At 74.4% G+C, this 20878-nt stretch carries 20 protein-coding genes and 1 tRNA gene; 8 read left to right on the forward strand and 13 right to left on the reverse strand.

Annotated features, from left to right (window positions below; genetic code table 11):
* Positions 1-3 precede the first annotated feature (3 nt).
* A complete protein-coding gene (locus tag DMP15_RS18535; protein ID WP_073576984.1) occupies positions 4-597 on the reverse strand; it encodes a carbonic anhydrase in 594 nt (197 codons plus the stop codon).
* Between the two features lie 227 nt (positions 598-824).
* Between DMP15_RS18535 and DMP15_RS18540 the strand changes: the two genes are divergently transcribed.
* The 5 genes from DMP15_RS18540 (at position 825) to DMP15_RS18560 (ending at position 5614) form a co-directional block, all read left to right on the forward strand.
* Complete coding sequence (locus DMP15_RS18540) at positions 825-1253, forward strand: PaaI family thioesterase (RefSeq protein WP_073576985.1); 429 nt, start codon at positions 825-827, stop codon at positions 1251-1253.
* 253 nt (positions 1254-1506) lie between these two features.
* Positions 1507-2811, forward strand: coding sequence for a branched-chain amino acid ABC transporter permease (locus DMP15_RS18545; protein ID WP_253068015.1), 1305 nt, complete (start codon positions 1507-1509; stop codon positions 2809-2811).
* Positions 2812-2821: 10 nt separating this feature from the next.
* Positions 2822-3817 carry a branched-chain amino acid ABC transporter permease gene (locus DMP15_RS18550; protein WP_062402727.1) on the forward strand — a complete coding sequence of 332 codons (996 nt, stop codon included), beginning with the start codon at positions 2822-2824 and terminating at the stop codon, positions 3815-3817.
* The gene (locus DMP15_RS18555; protein WP_083658863.1) at positions 3807-4802 is read left to right on the forward strand and encodes an ABC transporter ATP-binding protein; all 996 of its coding nucleotides are present in this window, start codon (positions 3807-3809) and stop codon (positions 4800-4802) included. The genes DMP15_RS18550 and DMP15_RS18555 overlap by 11 nt, the downstream gene beginning before the upstream one ends.
* Positions 4799-5614: an ABC transporter ATP-binding protein gene (locus DMP15_RS18560; RefSeq protein WP_062402724.1), complete on the forward strand. Its 816-nt coding sequence runs from the start codon at positions 4799-4801 to the stop codon at positions 5612-5614. Before DMP15_RS18555 ends, DMP15_RS18560 begins: the two co-directional genes overlap by 4 nt.
* A gap of 252 nt (positions 5615-5866) precedes the next feature.
* Here DMP15_RS18560 and DMP15_RS18565 read toward each other — a convergent pair whose 3' ends face one another.
* The 7 genes from DMP15_RS18565 to DMP15_RS18595 form a co-directional block, all read right to left on the reverse strand.
* A complete protein-coding gene (locus DMP15_RS18565) occupies positions 5867-7192 on the reverse strand; it encodes an ABC transporter substrate-binding protein (RefSeq protein ID WP_073576986.1) in 1326 nt (441 codons plus the stop codon).
* 354 nt (positions 7193-7546) lie between these two features.
* Complete coding sequence (locus tag DMP15_RS18570) at positions 7547-8179, reverse strand: ANTAR domain-containing response regulator (protein WP_062402721.1); 633 nt, start codon at positions 8177-8179, stop codon at positions 7547-7549.
* A gap of 149 nt (positions 8180-8328) precedes the next feature.
* Positions 8329-8457, reverse strand: coding sequence for a hypothetical protein (locus tag DMP15_RS18575; protein ID WP_255497756.1), 129 nt, complete (start codon positions 8455-8457; stop codon positions 8329-8331).
* A 294-nt stretch (positions 8458-8751) separates the two neighbouring features.
* Positions 8752-8828 (reverse strand) — tRNA-Leu (locus DMP15_RS18580).
* A 73-nt stretch (positions 8829-8901) separates the two neighbouring features.
* Complete coding sequence (locus DMP15_RS18585; protein WP_073576987.1) at positions 8902-9612, reverse strand: metallophosphoesterase; 711 nt, start codon at positions 9610-9612, stop codon at positions 8902-8904.
* Positions 9609-10769 (reverse strand): class I SAM-dependent RNA methyltransferase, encoded by a 1161-nt coding sequence (locus tag DMP15_RS18590; protein ID WP_337826708.1) that lies wholly within the window; start codon positions 10767-10769, stop codon positions 9609-9611. Before DMP15_RS18590 ends, DMP15_RS18585 begins: the two co-directional genes overlap by 4 nt.
* 32 nt (positions 10770-10801) lie before the next feature.
* Positions 10802-12883 (reverse strand): APC family permease, encoded by a 2082-nt coding sequence (locus DMP15_RS18595; RefSeq protein ID WP_073576988.1) that lies wholly within the window; start codon positions 12881-12883, stop codon positions 10802-10804.
* A gap of 140 nt (positions 12884-13023) precedes the next feature.
* Between DMP15_RS18595 and DMP15_RS18600 the strand changes: the two genes are divergently transcribed.
* Positions 13024-13686, forward strand: a complete 663-nt coding sequence (locus DMP15_RS18600; protein ID WP_073576989.1) for a potassium channel family protein — start codon at positions 13024-13026, stop codon at positions 13684-13686.
* Positions 13686-14339 (forward strand): potassium channel family protein, encoded by a 654-nt coding sequence (locus tag DMP15_RS18605; RefSeq protein ID WP_073576990.1) that lies wholly within the window; start codon positions 13686-13688, stop codon positions 14337-14339. Before DMP15_RS18600 ends, DMP15_RS18605 begins: the two co-directional genes overlap by 1 nt.
* A 43-nt stretch (positions 14340-14382) precedes the next feature.
* Here DMP15_RS18605 and DMP15_RS18610 read toward each other — a convergent pair whose 3' ends face one another.
* From DMP15_RS18610 to dut, 4 genes are all read right to left on the reverse strand, one after another.
* A complete protein-coding gene (locus DMP15_RS18610) occupies positions 14383-15162 on the reverse strand; it encodes a DUF3159 domain-containing protein (protein WP_073576991.1) in 780 nt (259 codons plus the stop codon).
* 48 nt (positions 15163-15210) lie between these two features.
* Complete coding sequence (locus DMP15_RS18615; RefSeq protein WP_020622832.1) at positions 15211-15588, reverse strand: OB-fold nucleic acid binding domain-containing protein; 378 nt, start codon at positions 15586-15588, stop codon at positions 15211-15213.
* Between the two features lie 250 nt (positions 15589-15838).
* The gene (locus DMP15_RS18620) at positions 15839-19396 is read right to left on the reverse strand and encodes a DUF3710 domain-containing protein (protein WP_337826221.1); all 3558 of its coding nucleotides are present in this window, start codon (positions 19394-19396) and stop codon (positions 15839-15841) included.
* Positions 19397-19912, reverse strand: a complete 516-nt coding sequence (gene dut / locus DMP15_RS18625) for a dUTP diphosphatase (protein WP_100880370.1) — start codon at positions 19910-19912, stop codon at positions 19397-19399.
* A gap of 25 nt (positions 19913-19937) precedes the next feature.
* Between dut and DMP15_RS18630 the strand changes: the two genes are divergently transcribed.
* Complete coding sequence (locus DMP15_RS18630; protein WP_073576993.1) at positions 19938-20435, forward strand: DUF3093 domain-containing protein; 498 nt, start codon at positions 19938-19940, stop codon at positions 20433-20435.
* 73 nt (positions 20436-20508) lie between these two features.
* On the opposite strand, the gene DMP15_RS18635 is transcribed toward DMP15_RS18630, so the two are convergent.
* Positions 20509-20811: a DUF4193 domain-containing protein gene (locus tag DMP15_RS18635; RefSeq protein ID WP_010223990.1), complete on the reverse strand. Its 303-nt coding sequence runs from the start codon at positions 20809-20811 to the stop codon at positions 20509-20511.
* Positions 20812-20878: the final 67 nt, after the last annotated feature.

Raw genomic sequence — 20878 nt, forward strand, 5'->3', positions numbered from 1 at the left:
CCGTCAGACCTCGAGGACCGCGCCGGTCTCCAGGTCGTAGCGGGCACCGATGATCGTGAGGTGGTTGTTGCAGACCGCCCCCGACAGCGACGGGTCGGACGTCAGCTGCGCGACGACCCGGCGGACGTTGGCGTCGACCGCGCCGGCCACGGCGCCCTCGCCCTCGCCCTCGCACACCGGGACGATGTCGCCGACCAGCGCACCCAGCGTCGACGGCGCCGGCGCGGGCTGCCCGGCGGCGACCGACACGGCAGCCTTCACCGCACCGCACTGGGAGTGGCCGAGCACCACCAGCAGCGGGATGCCCAGCGCCCCGGCGCCGAACGCCAGCGTGCCGAGCACCGCGTCGTCGACGACCTGACCGGCCGTCCGCACCACGAACAGGTCTCCCAGCCCCAGGTCGAACACCAGCTCCGCCGGGACGCGGGAGTCCGAGCAGGAGAGGATCATCGCGGCCGGGGTCTGCCCCGCCACGGCGGCGGCGCGCTCCTCGGCGGACCGTCGCGGATCCTCGCGCTCGTCGCGCTGCCAGCGCCCGTTGCCCTCCAGCATCATCTGCCACGCCTGGGCCGCGGTCGGCCTGCTGTCGTTCGCCATAGGGTCTCCCTCGGTCGGCTTCCACCGACCAAGATCGGCGAACGGGTCCGTGCGGGCAAGCATGCACGCCGCCGCACCCCTCCCGTGTGACGAGACCCGCACGGCCGGCGGCCCGGACCGTCTCGAGCCACTCCGCCCGGCCGGCGGCCGGGTCGTGGCGGGCACCGGCGACCGGGACCACGGGGCGCCACGTCGTCCCGGGCGGCGGCGCGTCGTAGGGTCGGCGGGTGCCGATCACCCCCGACCAGCTGCCGGAGCTGAGCTCCGAGCACGCCGACGAGCAGCTCACCGACCGGATGGGCATCGAGATCCTCGAGGCCGACCTCGACGAGGTCGTCGGCCGGATGCCCGTCGCGGGCAACCGCCAGCCCTACGGGCTGCTCCACGGCGGCGCCAGCGGCGTCCTCGCCGAGACCCTCGGGTCGACCCTGTCCGCGCTGCACGCGCTGCCCGAGCGGTTCCCGGTCGGGCTGGAGCTGGCCTGCACCCACCACCGTTCCGCCACGTCGGGCTGGGTCACCGGGACCGCGCGGCCGATCCATGTCGGACGGTCCACGTCGACCACCGAGATCGTCCTCGTCGACGACGACGGCCGTCGCGTCTGCACCGCGAAGCTGACCTGTCTGCACCGCGACACACGACCGCCGGTGACCTGACGCTCGCCCTGCGGCACCGTCGCGTTACGTCTCGGCTACGTCCTGGTCCGAGACGTCCGTACCAGTTCTCTCCTCGGCTACGTTCGCCCCCATCACCCATCAGGGTGTCGCACAGAGTCGTGTCCGACGACCCCACCGAGGACGAACGTTGTCACCACCCCCGCTCCCGCGCCGACCGCGCGCCGATCGCGCGGCCACCCCGCCCGTCGGTGCGTCCCGGCCCTCCCCGATCCCCACGACCGCCCGGTGGCTGGTGGGCCTGCTCATCACCCTGCTGGGCGCGCTCGTCCTGTCCGGGACGGCCGCCGCGGCGACCGCCCCCGCCGGCCCCGTACCGGCCTCCCCCGGTGCCGTCGCCCCGTTCCAGCAGGCGGACGGCATCGACGTCAGCGGCACGCTGCGGAACCAGGACGGTCAGCCGCTGCCGGACGTACGCATCACCGCCGAGCGCGACGGTGCGCCGGCCGGTGAGACCCGCTCCGAGGCCAACGGCCGCTGGACCCTGACGGTCCCCGGCGCGGGCTCGTACCTGTTCCGGCTCGACGAGGCCTCGCTGCCGCCCGGCACCGAGGTCCTGCAGGGCGAGACCACCCGCGAGGTGACCGCCGGATCGCTGAACACCGTGGTGTTCCGCTTCGGCGCCGAGGTCGAGGGCACCGACACCGGCGGGTTCGCGACCTTCCTGCGGCTGCTCGTCGACGGCATCCGGTTCGGCCTGGTCATCGGCATCTCGGCGGTCGGCCTGTCGCTGATCTTCGGCACCACCGGCCTGACGAACTTCGCGCACGGCGAGATGGTCACCATCGGCGCCGTCATCGCCTGGTTCATCAACGTCGGCGGCGGCGTGCAGCTGATCCCCGCGACGATCGTCGCGATGCTCATCGGCGCCCTGCTGGGCGCCGCGAACGAGCTCGGCATCTGGCGGCGGCTGCGCCGGCGGGGCGCCGGGCTGATCGCCCAGCTCGTCGTCTCCATCGGCCTGTCGATCGCGCTGCGCTACCTCGTGCTGATCATCTTCGGTGGCCGGTCGGAGTCCTTCGCCGACTACACCGGGCAGACCGTCCGGAACTACGGCCCGGTCGCGCTGACCGACAAGGACCTGTCGGCCATCGTCATCGCGATCGTCGTCCTCGTCGCGGTCGCGCTGCTGCTCCAGAAGACCCGGATCGGCAAGGCCATGCGCGCGGTGTCCGACAACCGGGACCTCGCCGCGTCGTCGGGCATCGACGTCGACCGCGTGGTGCTGTTCGTCTGGATGCTGGGCGGGGCGCTGGCCACCCTCGGCGGCGTGCTGTTCGCGCTGTCGGAGCTGTCCTCCACCGTCCAGTACGAGATGGGCTTCCGCCTGCTGCTGCTCATGTTCGCCGGCGTCATCCTCGGCGGCCTCGGCACCGCCTACGGCGCACTGCTCGGCTGCCTGATCGTCGGCATCCTGGTGCAGCTCTCGACGCTGGTGCTGCCGCTGGATCTCAAGTACCTGGGCGGGCTGGCCGTGCTGATCGTGATCCTCGTGTTCCGGCCGCAGGGCCTGCTCGGGTCCCGGGCACGGATCGGCTGAGGGGGCGGACATGATCGACTTCGGACAGCTCCTCACGGTCGGGCTCTCGCAGCTGATCGGCCCCTCGGCCATCTTCTTCGCGCTGCTGGCCCTCGGCCTCAACATCCACTTCGGCTACACCGGGCTGCTCAACTTCGGCCAGATCGGCTTCGCGCTGGTCGGCGCCTACGGCATGGGCATCTCGGTCGCGAACTACGGCGCCCCGCTCTGGCTGGGCGTCCTCATCGGCATGGCCTGCGGGGTCGCGCTCGCCCTGGTGCTCGGCATCCCGACGCTGCGGCTGCGCGCGGACTACCTGGCGATCGTGACGATCGCGGCGTCGGAGATCCTGCGCCTGATCACCCGGTCGACCTCGCAGACCGGGTTCACCGGCGGCACCCAGGGCCTCACCGGGTTCGCCGACTCCTTCGCCCGCGCCAACCCGTTCGGCACCGGCACCTACGACTTCGGGGTGCTGTCGCTGCGGGGGCCGGACCTCTGGTCGATCCTGGTCGGCTGGACGGTCGTCGGGCTGTGTGTGCTCCTCACCTGGCTGCTCGTGCGCAGCCCGTGGGGCCGCGTGCTCAAGGCGATCCGGGAGGACGAGGACGCCGCCCGCGCGCTGGGCAAGAACGTCTTCGCCTACAAGATGCAGGCGCTCGCCCTCGGCGGGGTGTTCGGCGCGCTGGGCGGCATCGTGTTCGCCCTGGCGACCCAGTCGCTGACGCCGGACTTCTACTCGCCGCCGCAGACCTTCTTCGCCTACGCCGCGCTCATCCTGGGCGGCGCGGGACGGGTCTTCGGCCCGGTGGTCGGCGCGATGGCGTTCTGGTTCCTGCTGTCGGTCGCCGACGCGTTCCTGCGCCAGGCGACGGCCGGGGAGTCGCCGCTGCTGCCGTTCATCTCCTCCCAGGACGTCGGCGCGATCCGCTTCGTGCTCGTCGGCCTGTTCCTGGGCCTCATGATGGTGTTCCGACCACAGGGCATCTTCGGACGCCGCAGGGAGGTGCTGGGCGATGGCCGCTGAGGACACGACCCCCGACCCGACCGTGACCGACCCGGCCCGCACGCTCACCGGCGTCGCCCCGGAGCCGGGCGTCGCCAAACCGGACCCGGTGCTCACCGTGGACGGCGTGACCCGCACGTTCGGCGGCCTGAAGGCCGTCGACGTCGCCCACCTGGAGTTCGAGCGCGGCGCCATCACCGGCCTCATCGGCCCCAACGGCGCCGGGAAGACGACCCTGTTCAACCTGCTGACCGGGTTCGACCGGGCCGACACGGGCTCCTGGATCTACGAGGGCAACCCCCTGCAGAAGCTGCCGCCGCACCGGGTGGCCCGCAAGGGCGTCGTCCGCACGTTCCAGCTCACCAAGGCCCTCGCGGGCATGACGGTGCTGGAGAACATGAAGCTCGGCGCGGTCGGGCAGCGCGGCGAGACCTTCCTCGGCGCGCTGTTCACCGGCTGGGGGGCGCAGGAACGGCGGATCACCGAGCAGGCCCGCGAGCTGCTGGCCCGCTTCAAGCTCGACACCAAGGCCGAGGACCTGGCCGGGTCACTGTCCGGCGGGCAGCGCAAGCTGCTCGAGATGGCGCGGGCCCTGATGATGGACCCGAAGGTCGTCATGCTCGACGAGCCGATGGCCGGGGTGAACCCGGCGCTCACCCAGAGCCTGCTGGGGCACGTGAAGTCGCTGCGCGACGAGGGCATGAGCGTCGTGTTCGTCGAGCACGACATGGACGTCATCCGGGACATCTCCGACTGGGTCGTCGTCATGGCCCAGGGGCGGGTGATCGCGGAGGGGCCGCCCTCGGCGCTGTCGTCGAACCAGGCCGTCGTCGACGCCTACCTCGGTTCGCACCACGACCAGGTCCTCGAGTTCGACGAGCACGGCAACCCGGTCGGGCAGACCGCGGAGATCGTCGCCGAGATGGAGGCCGCCGAGTTCGAGGGCTCCCTCGCCGACGACGGCACCGGCACGGCCCACCCGGATCAGGAGGGGAAGCGCACATGAGCGAGCAGGCACCCGGCGCCGACCGGGCCATGACACCGGAGCAGGCCGCCACCCCGGAGGTCCACCGCGAGCTCGCCGAGGGCGCCGTGCTGCGGGTCGACACCCTCGTCGCCGGGTACGTGCCGGGCGTCGACATCCTGACCGGCAGCGACTTCTTCCTCCGCGACGGCGAGATCGTCGGCATCATCGGGCCCAACGGCGCCGGCAAGTCGACGCTGCTCAAGGCCATGTTCGGGCTGATCCCCGTGCGCAGCGGCACGGTCCGGCTGCGCGACGCCGAGATCACCGGGGCCAAGGCGCACGCCCTGGTCACCAAGGGGCTCGGCTACGTCCCGCAGCGCGACAACGTGTTCCCCTCGCTCTCGATCGAGGAGAACATGCAGATGGGTGTGTTCCTCCGGCCGAAGACGTTCGCGACCCGCTTCGACGTCGTCGCGGACCTGTTCCCGATGCTGGGGCAGCGCCGGAAGATCAAGGCGGGGTCGCTGTCCGGCGGCGAGCGCCAGATGGTCGCGATGGGACGGGCCCTGATGATGGAACCGTCGGTGCTGCTGCTCGACGAGCCGTCGGCGGGCCTGTCCCCGATGCTCCAGGACGAGGTGTTCGTCCGCTGCAAGCGCATCAACGCGGCCGGGGTCTCGGTCATCATGGTGGAGCAGAACGCCCGTCGCTGCCTGCAGATCTGCGACCGCGGCTACGTGCTCGACCAGGGCCGCGCGGCCTACACCGCGGGCGGCCGCGACCTGCTGAACGACCCGAAGGTCATCGAGCTGTACCTGGGGACGCTGGCCGGCAGCAGCGAGAAGAAATGACCTGACGCGCCGGTCCCGCGACGGCCCCGTTCCCCCACCCACGGGGGGCGGGGCCGTCGTGTTCCCGGCGCCGGTCCACCGGGACCACCGGGCCGGTGCGCACCGGGTGCCGCCCGGGCGTGGTGCCCTGCGTCGCGCCGGGTGGCGGGCCGGGGCATCGTCCCGCCGGTGGGGCCCGGCCGGTCCCGAGCACGACGAGGGGGCGGGCCGTGGCGGCCCGCCCCCTCGTGTCGGTGCGTGTGGTGCGGCGTGTCAGCCCTGGGCGCCGACCCGGACGTAGGTGGTCGCCGCCTCGTCGATCTGGTTCTGGCCGTTGAAGGTCTGGACCCCGTACGACCCGGAGCCCGGCTCACCGGCGTCGGTGAAGTCGAGCGTGCCGGTGGCGCCGTCGTAGTCGACGTCACCGCCCCGGTCGAGGATCGCCTTGCAGCCGGCGAAGTCGGTGCACTTCTCGCCGTCCTTGGTGATCCCGTTGATCTGGGTCGCGATGTCCGCACCGTTGGTCGACTTCGCGGCCTCGGCGGCCAGCGCCGAGACCACGACGGCGTCGTAGGACTCCGCCGCGTAGTTGAAGTCGGTCAGGCTCGGGTCCTGCGCGGTGAGCCGCTGCCGGAAGTCGCCCGACAGCTCGGTGAGCGGCAGAGTGCCCTTCATCCCGTTCAGCAGGCCCGCGGGCAGTCCCTCGCCCAGGGCGTTGCCCATGTTGCCGTCGGTGCCGTACACGGCCTTCTGGGCCGGTCCGATCTGCACCTCGCTCATGCGCGACAGGATCCGCTTGGACTCGTCGAAGCCGATGACCGCGACGGAGTCCGGGTTGAACTGGGCGACCTGGTCGATCTCGGGGTTGAACGACGCCGCGTTCGGGTCGTAGATGATCTTGGTGATCTGGTCCTGCGGGATGCCGGCGGAGACCAGGTTGCGCTCGGCGCTGTCCGCCAGGCCCGAGCCGTACGGGTCGTTGCGGGCGAGCAGCGCGACCCGCTGGCCACCGTCGGAGGTGATCAGCTGCGCGAGCGCCTGCCCCTGCAGGACGTCCGGCGGCGCGGTCCGGAAGTACAGGCCGCGGTCCTGCCAGCAGGTGAACTCGTCGGAGGTGTTGGCCGGCGAGAACTGGACGACACCCGCACCGGTGATCTTGTCGATGACCAGCTTCGACACACCCGACGCGGCCGCACCGACGATGACCTGCGTCCCGGCGCTGAGCTGCCGGTCGACGGTCTGGTTCGCGATGTCGGTGGTGTCGTCACCCGAGTCACCGCGCAGGTGCTGGACCGGGTTGCCGAGGACTCCCCCGGCAGCATTGATCTCCTCGACCGCCACGTCCACCCCCGCGAACTCGGGCGGACCGAGGAACGCCAGGCTCCCGGTCTCCGGCAGCAGGGAGCCGATCTTCAGCGGCGCGGTGCCGGGATTGCCGGTGGCCTGTGCCTGCGGCGGGGTGCATGCCTGCCCCGCGGCGGCGGGCTCCTCCGAGCCGCCGGTGGCCCCGCCGGAACCGGTGTCCCCGCCACCGCATCCGGCCAGTACCAGCGACGCCGCCCCGGCGAGGGCGGCGAGTCGCCACGTCGTTCGCGTCATTCGAATCCCCTTCGGTTCTCCGCCCGCCCGAAGCAGCGCGGGAGGATGGCGGAAAAGTAGTACGCCCGAACCAGGAAAGGGGACACCGTCACCACTCGTGACAGGAATGTGATCCGCCGACACCAGCGTGACACAAGTGGATCTTTTCCGGTGCCCGGACGGGCACCTTCGGTAACCGGAATGGTCTCGTGATGCATCGGAACGGTGGCACCGGCCCCGTCGACGGACCGTCGGCCGGCGGGGCCCGGCAGGGTGGCCCGCCGGCCGGCACGGACGACGCCGGCCCCGCCGCGCGGTGCGCGACGGGGCCGGAACGACGGTGCCGGGCGGCGGTGGTCGACCACCGCCTGTGTCTCAGGAGGACTTGGCCGGAGCCAGCCCCTCGACGACCGCCTCGGCGACGGCCTTCATGGTCGTCCGGCGGTCCATCGCGGTGCGCTGGATCCAGCGGAAGGCCTCCGGCTCGGACATCTTCTGTGCGGTCATGAGCAGGCCCTTGGCCCGGTCGACGACCTTGCGGGTCTCGAACCGCTCGTTGAGCGAGGCGACCTCGTCCTCGAGCGCCTTCTTCTCGGCGAACCGGGAGACGGCGAGCTCGATGGCCGGGACCAGCTCGTGCCGGGCGAACGGCTTGACCAGGTAGGCCATGGCGCCGGCGTCGCGGGCGCGCTCGATCAGCTCGCGCTGGCTGAACGCGGTCAGCATGACGACCGGCGCGATCTTCTCCTCGACGATGGTCGACGCCGCCTCGATGCCGTCCTTCTTGGGCATCTTGACGTCCATGATCACCAGGTCGGGCTTCAGCTCGCGGGCCTGGGTGATGGCGGCCTCACCGTCACCGGCCTCACCGGCGATGCGGTAGCCCTCCTCGGAGAGCATCTCGGCCAGGTCCATGCGGATCAGCGCCTCGTCCTCGACGACCAGCACCCGCCACCCGGGCTGCGGGCCGTCCTCGGCCGGCGTCTCTGCGGGAACGTTGTCGGTCACCGGAGAACTCCTTCATCGGTCAGTGGGGTGTCCGGATAGCCCAGGCTACCGGCGGTACGGGTGCACAGCCGAACCACTTCGGCCTTTCGTGTGCGGAAACACGCTCCGCCGGCCGCATTACCCGTCCGATCGGGCAGGGGCGGCGGTGCTCACGCCGCCGGGCCGAGCGCGGCGTCCGGCGCGGCGACGGCGTCACGTCGCGCGACCGACGGCGAGGTCGCGTGCGCCGGCCGGTGCGCGCTCCCCACCCGGTCCGGGGCCGCCTCGGCGAGCGGCATGACGGTCGTCGGAGGTGGTGCCGAGGAACCGGCGCGGAGTGGCGTACTCGCGCACGGAACCGTCGGACGGGCGGGCCCGGACCCCGTTCGTGGCGCGGCAGCCGCCGGAAGGGGGCGGGTCGCGCAGGACGCGGTCGGGGCGGGCGCCGACGATGTGGCGCCGCCATTGCCGAGCAGGATCGGGCGGGTGTGCCCCAGCCCGTCCACCCGGAGGAACATGCAGGCCAGGAGGTGGGGGCACCCCGGGACGCGGGGCCCGCAGCCGTGGGCCGACACGTCTCTCAGATCGACGAATGGTGCCCCCGGTGGGATTCGAACCCACACTGTACGGTGTTTGAGACCGCTTTCTCTGCCAGTTGGAATACGAGGGCGAAAGCAATTCGCTGCATTCTGTTGTGAACCGATCCTAGCGGGTTCCGGGCAACCCGCGGCAGCCGACCCGCCTCACACCGGCCAGCTCAGGAACCGGCTGCGCGGCGGCCCGTCCCCGAGCACGTGCAGCACCCCACCCGGTGCCGGGACGGGGTCGCTACCCCCGGTCCCGGGCACGTCCGGCCAGCGCAGGGCGGGCGCCACCGACGGGGCGACGACGAGCGGGTGCCCGGCGAACGTCGTCGCCAGCGGGGTGTGGACGTGCCCGCACACCACCAGCGTCGGGTCGCTGCGCGCGGCGAGCAGTGCCTCGAACACACCGGCCTCGAGCAGCCGCATCCCGTCGAGGACCGGGTGCCCGACCGCGACCGGCGGGTGGTGCAGGGCGACCAGCAGCGGCGCGGGATCCCGGACGGCCTCGGCGAGCAGGGCGACCGCGGCGTCGGACAGCGCGCCGTGCGGCGCCCCGGGTACGAGGGTGTCGAGCAGCGCGACGGTGGTCCCGCCGGTGCGGTGCAGCCGGTCGCCCACCGGTCCGACGGCGTCGGCCATCGCGGCGCGGTCGTCGTGGTTGCCGGGCACGTGCAGCGCGCCGAGGCCGTCGAGCAGCCGTGCGGCGGAGGAGTAGGACTCGGGGGCGCCGTCGTCGGCGAGGTCGCCGGTGACGAGCACGACGTCCGGCGCCGGGTCCAGCGCCCGGGCCCCCGCGACGGCGCGGGCGGCCCGGCCGTCGGTGTCCGGGCGGCCGAGGTGCAGGTCCGAGAGCTGGACGACGGTGGTCACCGCGGGATCCGCTCCAGCAGGGCGGCCGCCTCCATGTGGTGGGTCATCGGGAACGCGTCGAACGCCCGCAGCGCGGTGGTGCGGTACCCGGCGGCGGCGAACAGGGACAGGTCGCGGGCCAGCGCGGCCGGGTCGCAGGCGATGTGCACGATCCGCTGCGGGGCGCGGGCGGCGAGGTCGCGCACCGCGGCCTTCCCGAGCCCGGCGCGCGGCGGGTCGGTGACCACGACGTCGGGGTCGGGGCCGAGCCGGCTGATCTCGCGCTCGGCGCGGCCGCGGACGAACTGGACCTGCGGCAGGTCGGCGAGCGCGGAGGCGCCGTCGGCGACCGCGGACGCGGCGGACTCGACGACCAGCACGGTCCCCGACTCCCCCACCTGGTCGGCGAGGACCGAGCCGAGCAGCCCGACGCCGCCGTAGAGGTCCCAGGCGACGCCACCGGTGGGGGCGTCGGCCCAGTCGCGCACGACGGACGCGAGGGTGTCCGGCAGCGCCGGGTGGACCTGCCAGAACGTGCCGGCCGACAGCTCCCAGGTGCGGTCCGCGGCGTGCACGGTCGCGCCGGAGCCGACCCGGGCGGCGCCGTCGCCGACGACGGTGACGTCGAGCTCGGAGTCGGGCCGGAAGCGGCGCTCCAGCACCGGCGGCAGCGCGCCGGCCGGGACGAGCGGGCAGTCGCCGATCTCGCACACGTCGTGGCTGCGGTGGGCGCGCAGGCCGGGGACGCCGTCGTCGTCGACGGCCAGCCGCACCCGGGTGCGCCAGCCGAGCGGACCGCCGGGGAGCTCCTCGACCTCGACGGCGGCGAGGTCGGCGGTGGCGACGACCGCGGCGCCGGCGCCGAGGCGCTCCAGCTGCTCGCGCAGGACCGTCGTCTTCAGGGCGCGCTGGGTGGCGTGGTCGGTGTGCTGGAAGTCGCAGCCGCCGCAGCCCCCGGGACCGGCCCACGGGCAGGCGGGCTCGACCCGGTCCGGGGACGCCTCCAGCACGGCGACGGCGTCGGCGCGGCAGAACGCCCCGCCCGGGTCGTCGGTGACCACTGCACGGACCAGCTCACCGGGCAGTGCGTGCCGGACGAACACGACCCGGCCACCGTCCCCGTCGCGGGCCACGCAGTGGCCGCCGTGCGCGACGGGGCCGACCCGCAGCTCCAGCATGCGGTCGGTCCAGTCGGTCGCCGTGTCGGCGTTCACCGGTTCTCCTTCTTCGTCACCCGGGGTGCGGACGGGGTGCCGCCACCCGTCCCGACGCCCGCGCCGTCGCGGCGTTCGCCGGGCAGCTGCTCCATGCCCGGGTAGCCGCGCCGGGAAGCTCCCGGCGCCTGCAGCGGCGACAGCGCCCGTGTGCGCGACGACGACGGCAGCTGCCACGGCACGCTGGTCACCATCACCCCCGGCTGGAACAGCAGCCGCGTCTTGAGCCGCAGCGCGCTCTGGTTGTGCAGCACCTGCTCCCACCAGTGTCCGACGACGTACTCCGGGATGTAGACGGTGACGACGTTGCGCGGGGAGTCGGTGCGGATGCGCTTGACGTAGTCCAGCACGGGCCGGGTGATCTCCCGGTAGGGCGACTCGACGACCTTCAGCGGGACCGGCAGGTTCCGCTTGTGCCACTGCTCGACGAGCTTCTTGGTCTCGGAGTCGTCGACGTTGACGGTGACCGCCTCGAGGATGTCCGGGCGGGTCGCGCGGGCGTAGGCCAGCGCCCGCAGGGTCGGCTTGTGCAGCGTCGAGACCAGGACGACGGCGTGGTTGCGCGAGGGCAGGACGTCGTCGGACTCGTCGGCGACCAGCGCGGCGGCGACCCGGTCGTAGTGGAGCTGGATCATCCGCATCAGCACGAAGAACCCGCCCATCGCGACGATCGCGATCCAGGCGCCGAGGGCGAACTTCGTGACGAGCACCGTGACCAGTACGACGCCGGTCATGCAGGCACCGAACCCGTTGATCGACTGGGCGCGGCGCATCCGGCGGCGTTCGGACGCCGAGGGGTCCAGCGCGAGCTCCCGGTTCCAGTGCCGGACCATCCCGGCCTGGGACAGCGTGAACGACACGAACACGCCGACGGTGTAGAGCGGGATGAGCCGGGTGACCTCGGCCTGGAACCCGACGACCAGCAGGATCGCGAACAGCGCGAGCGCGACGATGCCGTTGGAGAACGCGAGCCGGTCGCCGCGGGTGTGCAGCTGACGGGGCAGGTAGCGGTCCTGGGACAGGATCGAGCCCAGCACCGGGAAGCCGTTGAACGCGGTGTTCGCGGCGAGGACCAGGATCAGTGCCGTCATGACGATGACGAAGAAGTAGCCCGGCGGGAAGTTGTCGAACACGGCGTCGGCGAGCTGGGCGATCATGGTGTGCTGCTCGTAGCCGGGCGGCGCGTCGGGGAACTGGCGCGCCGGGTCCTCGGCGATCTGGACGTGGGTGAGCTGGGCCAGGGCGATCAGCCCCATGAACAGCGACACCGACATCACGCCGAGCAGCAGCAGCGTGGTGGCCGCGTTCCTCGACTTCGGCTTGCGGAAGGCGGGCACGCCGTTGGAGATCGCCTCGACACCGGTCAGCGCGGCGGCGCCCTGGGTGAAGCTGCGCAGCACGAGCAGCACGAGCGCCAGGCCGGTGAACGCGTCGCCCTCGGCGACCAGGCGCAGGTCGGCACTCTCCGCCCGCACGGAGTCGCCGAGGATCAGCACCCGGGTCAGGCCCCAGATGATCATCGTCGCGACGCCGATGACGAAGGCGTAGACCGGGATCGCGAAGGCCGCGCCGGACTCGCGGATGCCGCGCAGGTTGATCGCGGTGAGCACGACGATCGCCGAGACCGCGAACAGCACCTTGTGCTCGGCGACGAACGGCACCAGCGCACCGATGTTGGCCGCGGCCGCGGAGATCGAGACGGCGACGGTGAGGGTGTAGTCGACGAGCAGGGCGCTGGCGACGGTCAGTCCGGCGTTCTTGCCGAGGTTCACCGTCGCGACCTCGTAGTCGCCCCCGCCGGAGGGATAGGCGCGGACGTTCTGCCGGTAGCTGGCCACGACCGTCAGCAGGACGACGACGACGGCGAGACCGATCCACGGCGACATCGCGTACGAGGCGACACCGGCGACCGACAGGGTCAGGAAGATCTCCTCGGGGGCGTAGGCGACCGACGACATGGCGTCGGAGGCGAACACGGGGAGGGCGATCCGCTTCGGGAGCAGGGTGCTGGTCAGGCGGTCGCTGCGCTGCGGTCGTCCGACCACGAGCCGCTTGAGAGCGACGGCGAGCTTGGACACGGGGCGCAGCCTATGCCCCCGCTCCGGTGCGCTTCGCGATAGCGTTCACTCCGCGTCGTCGGCGTCCGCGTCGCCGTCCGTGCAGAAGGAACGAATCGTACATCCCGGGCCCCCCACCCGGCGGAAGGACCCCTGACGCCATGCACGTCGTGATCATGGGATGTGGCCGCGTCGGCGCGTCCCTGGCCTCGGGCCTGGAGCGGCTCGGCCACGAGGTCGCGGTGATCGACCGCGACCCGCAGGCCTTCCGCAGGCTCGGCCCGGACTTCCGCGGGCGCCAGGTCGTCGGTTTCGGCTTCCACCGCAGCGTCCTCGACGAGGCCGGGCTGGAGTCCGCCGACGCGTTCGCCGCCGTCTCCTCCGGGGACAACTCCAACATCATCGCCGCCCGGGTGGCGCGCGAGAGCTACGGCGTCGGCAAGGTCGTCGCCCGGATCTACGACGCCAAGCGCGCCGCGGTGTACGAGCGTCTGGGCATCCCGACGGTCGCGACCGTCCCGTGGACGACCGACCGGCTGCTGCGCATGCTCCTGCCCGACGGCGTCGCCACCGCCTGGCGCGAGCCGACCGGCACCGTGGCCGTCCTGCCGCTGCCGCTGCACGAGGACTGGGTGGGGCGCCCGATCCGGGACCTGGAGCGGGCGACGAACTCGCGGGTCGCGTTCATCGTGCGGTTCGGCACCGGGGTGCTGCCGACCAAGGACACCACCGTGCAGCACGAGGACACCGTCTACGTGGCGGCGGTCTCGGGCACGGTCAGCGACGTGACGGCGGCCGCCGCGGCGCCGCCCGAGGAGGACTGATGCGGGTCGCGATCGCGGGGGCGGGCGCCGTCGGGCGGTCCATCGCGCTGGAGCTGGTCGAGTCCGACCACCGGGTCATGCTGATCGAGCGCGAGCTGACCCACATCGACCCGAACGCCGTCCCCGAGGCCGAGTGGGTGCACGCCGACGCCTGCGAGCTGTCCTCGCTGGAGGACGCCGGCATCGAGGGCTGCGACGTCGTGATCGCCGCGACCGGCGACGACAAGGTCAATCTGGTGGTCTCGCTGCTGGCGAAGACCGAGTTCGGGGTCCGCCGGGTGGTGGCACGGGTGAACGACCCGCGCAACGAGTGGCTGTTCGGGGAGAACTGGGGCGTCGACGTCGCGGTGTCGACGCCGCGGCTGCTGGCGGCGCTGGTCGAGGAGGCCGTCGCCGTGGGTGACCTGGTGCGGTTGCTGACGCTGCGCCAGGGGCAGGCGAACCTCGTCGAGGTGACGCTGCCCGAGGACACCCCGCTGGCCGGGCGGCCGGTGCGGGTGCTGGAGCTGCCGACGGACTCGGCGCTGGTGACGATCCTGCGCGGCGGCCGGGTGATCGTGCCCCAGCCCGACGACGCCCTGGAGGGCGGCGACGAGCTGCTGTTCGTGGCGACGACGGCGGTCGAGGAGGACATCCGCGCCGCCCTCATGTGACCCTGCCCGGCACCGGCGCGCGGGCGTCGCGCGCCGGTGCGGGTCAGGCGGACGCGGTGCGGGCGCGCTCGGCGCGCCGCACGATGAGGATCGTGGCCAGGATCGCGACCCCGGTGAGCGGGTAGCCCATCGCGAGCCGCGCGACGCCCAGCCAGGTCTCGGAGTCGGCCAGGTACAGCCCGCCCTGCACGACGACCTTCGCGAGGAAGGTCGTCGCCCACACCGCGGTGGCCCAGCCGTAGGCGCGGACCAGGTGGGGGTCCCGGCGCCACTCGGTGCCGTGTCCGTTGATGCTGTGCCAGATCACCCCGGCCAGCGGCCAGCGGACGATGATCGAGACCAGTGCGACGATCCCGAGGGCGCCGCTGTAGAGCAGACCGGGCAGGTAGAAGCCGCGGGCCTCGCCGGTCCGGCTCGCGACGAGCGCGCACACCCCGACGCCGAGCAGGCCGGAGATCGCCGGCATCACCGGGTCGCGCCGGACGAGGCGCCAGAGCAGCACCAGCGCCCCGGCGCCGATCGCGGCGTACAGCGCGGTCCGCAGGTCGCCGAGGATGTTGGCGACGACGAACACCACGACCGGGATCGTCGAGGCGACGATCCCGGTGACCCCGCCCATCTGCTCGAGCAGGGTGGGGGTCGGAGCCTCGCCGCCCGCGTCCGTCGCCGGTGGCGCCGCGGGGCCGGTCCGGTCCGGGCCGGGCCCGGCGGCGTGTTCCGGTGCCGTCACCGGCCTGCCGAGTGGCGCGGTCCGGTCCTGCGGGTCCACGTCGGGGACACGCGGGATCCGGGTGGTCGGGGCGTCGTGGTGGTGGTCGTTCAAGCCGGTCCGATCCGTCGGCTCAGGAGCAGACCGCGAGGGTCCCGCGGGTCACTGCGCCTGGCAGATCTCGTAGTACGGGTTGTAGAGCACCTTGCGACCGTCGCGGACCGAGATCCGGCCACGGACCCGCATGGTGCGCCCGGCCTCGATACCGGGGATGCTGCGCCGGCCCATCCAGACCAGGGTGACACCGTCGGTGCCGTCGAACAGCTCGGCCTTCAGCGTGGCGTCGGCGCTCTGCGGACAGAGGTCGACGCTGCGGATCCGGCCGAGCATCGTGACCTCCTCGCCGCAGGCGCAGTCGCGAGCCGGGCGTGCCCCGGTCTCCTCGACGTCCTCGGCGAGATCGCGCGCGTCGAGCTCGTCGACGTCGCTGGTGAGTTTGCGGAGCATCCGGCGGAACGCTCCGCCATCCGTGCTGCCCATGTCTCTCCTCGGCCCGCATCCGGTACCGGCCCGGGGTCACCGGACCCTCCGGTGACCCGCACTCGCGTGGCGACCCGACAGGGTGTCGTGGTGGCCCCGAGAGCCTAACGCGCGGACGCTCCGGTTTGTGCCCGTGGCGGCCCTGACCTCCCGGTCACCGCCCCGCCGACCGGTTCCCGGGCCGCGCCCGGTGGTCGGCGGGCAGGCGCGGGCCGGGCGTACCGGACACCCGCGCCCACCGCGCTGCCGCTCAGTCCCGGCGGTGCCGTCCGAGGTCGCGGGGACCGGTGCCGCCCGCGCGCCGACCGGACGACCACTGGCCGGTGAGCCCGGACCCGCCCGCGGCACGGCCGGCGTCGAGCGCGTCGGGGACCTCGTCGGTGTCGTCGTCCGCGGTGCCGGTGCGGGCCGGGTCCGCGTCCGCAGGGTCCTCGGCGGCGCGGGCCGCGGCCCGTCCGGCGGCGGCCCGGCTGGCCCGGTAGTCGGCCAGGCCGGTGACGCCGCCGTGCCCGTTGGTGCGGTCGGCCCCCCGCCCGTCGGCGTCGGGTCCGCGGTCGGCCGACGCGCTGCGGAGCAGGTCCTGCAGGGCGCTGCGTGCCTCGTCGGCCGAGGTGGGACCGCCTCCGTGCCAGGGGCGGCCCGCGTCGCCCGCGGCCCGGAACAGGTCGTCCCCGCCCGGGCCCGGGCCCGGCGCGGCCCGGCCGTTCGTGCCCGATTCCGCCCGGTCGTCCGTTCCACGGTCGGACGGGCCCGGCGATGCGGGGCCCGTCACTGTGGGGTTCGGCGACGCGGGATTCGGCGACGCAGAGCTGGGTGATGCAGGGGCCGCTTCGGTGCGGTGTCCCACACCGGTCCTCCGGTCCTCGTCGGCGTCCGCGCCGAGCGGCGCGGAACCGGCGAGCGCGGAACCGGCGAGCGCGGGCCCCGCGGGCGCGGGACCCGCGGTGCCGCTCCCGGCGTCGGGGGCGGCGTCGGGTTCGCGGCGTCGTCCCCCGCCCGCGGGGGCGTCGAGGGCGACGGCGGCGAGCAGGTCGGCCACCGAGGTGCCCGCCCCCGCTCCGTGCCGGCCGGAGCGGCGGCTGGCGGCGATCTCGGCGGACAGCCAGCCGTCGTCGTCCGGGGTGGGGTCGGCGGGTGCCGTGTGGCCGGGCGCGTCCGCGGTGGGGCGGGCGCCCCGCCGACGACGGGTCGCCGCGGGCGCGGCGGGCTCCGGCGGGGCCGGGAGCCGGTCGAGCGTGGCCTCCATCAGCGGCACGTCCGACAGCGGAATGTCCTCGATGGCCCCGGTGGGCTGCGCCGCCGGTTCGGGGGTGGCGGCCGGGGTGTCCCGGGTGCGCCCGGCGAGCAGGTCCGCGGCGTCGACACGGGTGGCGTCGGCCGCGCGGTCACGCCGGGAGCGCCGGCCCGCCCCACCGGTGCCCGGTACGGCCGTGCCCGCGGCACCGCCGGCGGTGGTCGCGCTGCCACGGGTCTCGCGCCCGTCCGCGGCGTCACCGTCCCCGAGGCCGGTACCGGTCCCGATGTCGGTACTGCCGCCGAGGGCCGGGCCGACACCGGGAGCCGTGCCGGGGTCGAGAGCCGTACGGCCGTCGAGGGCGGTGCCGGACAGGGGGGCGCCGTCGTCGAGGGCGGGGGCCGGCACGGGGGTGCCGGTGTCCAGGATGTCGCCGGCCGACGCGCCCCGGCCGAAACCGGCGAGCGGGGTCGCGGACCGGTCCTCCTCGGCGCCCGCGAGCAGGTCGGCGACCGACAGCGTGGTCACCGCCGGGTCCCGGCGGGCCGGGGGCTCCACCGGCTCGGGCTCGACGGCCCGGACCGGGGCGGCTGCGGACGGCGCCGGGTCCGGTGCGTGCAGCGGCGCCGGGGCGTGGGTCGACGCGCGGCCGGGCAGCGGGCGCGCACCGGTGTCGGCCCCGGGCCGGACCGGGCCGGCCGCGGGCGCGACGCCACCCGCCGTCGGGATCGCGCCGGTCGGGCTCGCGCTGCCGGGGACGCCCCCGGCCGGGGCGGCACCGGCCGGGGCGCCGCCGAGCCGGTTCGCGCCGGTCCGGTCGGGCCGGGCCGGACGTCCGCGACGGCGGCCGGGCCGCGCCTCGGGCCCGGGGGTGACCAGCGGGCCGCCGGTCAGCGCGGTGCGCTCGGCGGGCGACTCGTCGGCGCGGACGGCGGGGGTGAGCTCCGTGCGCTCCGCGGGCAGCTCTGCCGGAGCCGCCGCGGCTGGGCGGCGGACCTGCGGCAACGCGCGGGTGCGCGGGTCGGCGTCCTCGACCGACGGGCGGGGCCCCCTCGGCCCCGCGGCGGGCTGCGTGGCCGGTGCCGGGGAGGCGGCGGCGGGCGCGGCGCGGCGCGGACGTGCCGGTCGGGCGGGCTCGACCGGCGTCGCCGGTTCCGCGGAGGCGGCGGCCGGCACCGGGCGGGCGCCGGTCGCCGGGCCGGACGGCACCGGGGTCGCGCCGGTGGTTCCCGACGGCACCGGGGTCGCCCCCGTCGCGCCGGTGGGGGCCGGGACGGAGACGGTGATGCTGGGCTTCTGGGGCCCGACCTCGGGCTGCTGCTCGCGCAGGTGCTCGGGCAGCTCCAGCGGCAGGACCGTCCGCGGCGGGTACGGCGACTTCCCGCGGACGACGATGATCCCCCGCAGCACGCGGCGGAGCTCCACGTCGAGGGCCTCGACGGTCTCCAGCGACGCCGTCGCCACGCCGTAGACCATCCAGCGCGGGCCGTCGCAGCCGACGAACACCGAGGCGGCGTTCTCGGTGCGGGCATGGAGTTCGCGGCCCCAGTCGCCGCGGGCGTTGCGCACCCGGGCGCCGCCCTTGCGCAGGGACTGCTCGATCTCCGCGGACAGGTCCGCCCACAGACCGGACGACCGTGGCGCGGCCAGCGCGCTCACCGCGATCCGGCCCTCGGCCAGCAGCAGGTGCACGGCCTGGGGGCGCTCGGCACCCGCGGGCTCCAGCTTCAGCTCGGCGCCGTAGGGCACCGGGACCTGCAGGGCACCGAGGTCGACGCGGGCGAGCGCGTCGGTCATCGACGGGTCGAGCTCCTCGACGTCGGCCGGGCCCAGTGGGCGGCCGCCGCTGCCGGGCGGCGGGACCGAGAGCGGGGCGTCGCCGACTCCGTACTCGTCCTCGTCGTACTCGTCCTCGTCGTCGTAGTCGTAGTCGTCGTCCTCCTCGTCGTCGAGGTCGTCGGAGGGCGGCGCGGAGCGGCGCCGGCCCCAGGACGGGTCGTCGGGGTCGCCGCCGTCGAAGCCCTGCGGGGTGCGGTCGCGGGCGTAGGCGAGCTCGTCGTCCTCGGCCCGGTGCGACAGCAGCGGCGGCTCCTCGTCGTCCCAGCGGCCGTCGGGGGCGACCCGGTCGTCGTGCCCGGCGGGTGCGGGGCCGGGCAGGCGCCCGGAGGCGCCGGGGGCCGGGGGACCGCCGGTGGTGTCGCGACCGACCGCGCGCACCGCCGTCGTCGCCGCGGCGGAGCCGTCGGGGGCGGGGACGGCACCGGTCCGCGGGCCGGCCGGGCGGCCGTTCCCCGGTACCGGGCGGCCGGCGGCGGGTACGGGGCCGTTGCGCCCCGGCGCGGGCGGCCTGCCGTTCGGCGCACCGGGTCCGGAGCCGTTGCGCGGGGCCGCGCCGTTCACCGGCGGCGCCCCGCGACGGACGTCCTGCTCGGCGTAGTGGTCGGCGTAGTCGTCGAAGTCGTCGATGTCGGAGTCGCCGTAGCCGGGATAGCCCGGATAGGCACCCGTCCCGGTGTCCTCGACCCCGTCCTCGGGACGGATGTCGAACATCCGACCGCGTGCGCGTCCCGGCATCTACTGGTCCCCTCCCCCGGCGACGAGCGCGGCGTTCCCGCCGGTCGAGCCGTGACCGGCGGCGCCGCGTACCGACGCGGGCAGCGCGGTGACCTCCACGAACCGGGCCGTCTCGACCCGCTGCACCACCAGCTGCGCGATGCGGTCCCCCCGGCGCAGCTCCACCGGCGTGTCCGGGTCGGTGTTGACCAGGCACACCGTGATCTCGCCCCGGTACCCGGCGTCCACGGTGCCGGGCGCGTTGACGATCGACAACCCGCAGCGGGCCGCGAGGCCGGACCGCGGGTGCACGAACCCGGCGTAGCCCTCGGGCAGCGCGATCGCCACCCCGGTCCCGACGAGCGCCCGGCGCCCGGGCAGGAGGACCACGTCGGTGGTCGTCACGAGGTCGGCCCCGGCGTCCCCGGGCCGCGCGTACGCGGGGTGGGGGACGTCGGGGTCGAGCCGCGTCAGCAGGACGTCGACGGACGCTGCTGCCGGCGGCTGGTCCGGGGGAGCGGGCACGGAACCGGGCACGGCGGGCGACGCTACCCTGGGCCTCGTGAGCGAACGGGTTCCGGAGACCGACTCTGCGACGGCTGGCCCTGCTGCGTTCGACGAGCGGTTGTCCGTCCCGGTGTGGTGGTACCTGCTCGCCGTCGGGCTCGGTGTCCTGATGGGCGCGCAGATCCACATGGGCTATCCCGGCCTGCGGGCGTGGCTGGGCTATCTGGTCATGGTGCCGCTGTGCGTCGGCGTCCTGTGGTGGATGGGCCGCAGCCGCACCACCGTCCGCGACGGCGTGCTGATCTCGAACGGCCGGGAGCTGCCGCTGTCCGCGGCCGGGGTCACCGACACCGTCGCGCGCGCCGACAAGCAGCAGGCGATGGGCCCCGACCTCGACCCGCAGGCCTACGTGCTGCACCGGGCGTGGGTGGGGCCGCTGGTGCGGGTCCAGGCGACCGGCCGCGACGAGCCCTACTGGGTGCTCAGCACGCGCCGTCCCGACGCGCTGCGGGCGGCGATCGCCGCGCAGGCGCCGCACCCCCAGCAGAGCTGACCCCGCGGACACACGACGGGCCCCGGCGGAATCCGCCGGGGCCCGTCGTCGTGGTCCCGCAGTGCGGGCCCGGTCAGGCCGCGCAGTCGCGGCAGAGGAACTGCCCGCCCGAGGTGCTGGCGAGACGGCTCCGGTGGTGCACCAGGAAGCAGCTCGCACAGGTGAACTCGTCCGCCTGCTTCGGCAGGACGTTCACCGTCAGCTCCTCGCCCGACAGGTCCGCGCCCGGGAGCTCGTAGCTCTCCGCGGTGTCGGTCTCCTCGACGTCGACGACCGCGGACTGCGCCTCGTTGCGGCGCTGCTTGAGCTCGTCGAGCGAGTCCTCGGCCATCTCGTCGGCCTCATTGCGACGTGGGGCGTCGTAGTCGGTCGCCATCAGGTCTCACCCTTGCCTTACGTCCGTGCTGCTCGATTCGGCCCTCGAACAGCGGTACTTCGCATCG

The sequence above is a fragment of the Pseudonocardia sp. UM4_GMWB1 genome (genome assembly GCF_017312155.1).
Taxonomy (GTDB): domain Bacteria; phylum Actinomycetota; class Actinomycetes; order Mycobacteriales; family Pseudonocardiaceae; genus Pseudonocardia; species Pseudonocardia alni.

What these genes read in the sequence shown, in the direction of transcription:
- DMP15_RS18575 (WP_255497756.1), bottom strand. Translation starts at nt 8,457, where the DNA reads ATGCCGCTCGCCGAGGCGGCCCCGGACCGGGTGGGGAGCGCGCACCGG.
- DMP15_RS18565 (WP_073576986.1), bottom strand. Translation starts at nt 7,192, where the DNA reads ATGACGCGAACGACGTGGCGACTCGCCGCCCTCGCCGGGGCGGCGTCG.
- DMP15_RS18590 (WP_337826708.1), bottom strand. Translation starts at nt 10,769, where the DNA reads ATGCTGGAGCTGCGGGTCGGCCCCGTCGCGCACGGCGGCCACTGCGTG.
- DMP15_RS18535 (WP_073576984.1), bottom strand. Translation starts at nt 597, where the DNA reads ATGGCGAACGACAGCAGGCCGACCGCGGCCCAGGCGTGGCAGATGATG.
- DMP15_RS18605 (WP_073576990.1), top strand. Translation starts at nt 13,686, where the DNA reads ATGCGGGTCGCGATCGCGGGGGCGGGCGCCGTCGGGCGGTCCATCGCG.
- DMP15_RS18615 (WP_020622832.1), bottom strand. Translation starts at nt 15,588, where the DNA reads ATGGGCAGCACGGATGGCGGAGCGTTCCGCCGGATGCTCCGCAAACTC.
- DMP15_RS18635 (WP_010223990.1), bottom strand. Translation starts at nt 20,811, where the DNA reads ATGGCGACCGACTACGACGCCCCACGTCGCAATGAGGCCGACGAGATG.
- DMP15_RS18600 (WP_073576989.1), top strand. Translation starts at nt 13,024, where the DNA reads ATGCACGTCGTGATCATGGGATGTGGCCGCGTCGGCGCGTCCCTGGCC.
- DMP15_RS18550 (WP_062402727.1), top strand. Translation starts at nt 2,822, where the DNA reads ATGATCGACTTCGGACAGCTCCTCACGGTCGGGCTCTCGCAGCTGATC.
- DMP15_RS18560 (WP_062402724.1), top strand. Translation starts at nt 4,799, where the DNA reads ATGAGCGAGCAGGCACCCGGCGCCGACCGGGCCATGACACCGGAGCAG.
- DMP15_RS18620 (WP_337826221.1), bottom strand. Translation starts at nt 19,396, where the DNA reads ATGCCGGGACGCGCACGCGGTCGGATGTTCGACATCCGTCCCGAGGAC.
- DMP15_RS18555 (WP_083658863.1), top strand. Translation starts at nt 3,807, where the DNA reads ATGGCCGCTGAGGACACGACCCCCGACCCGACCGTGACCGACCCGGCC.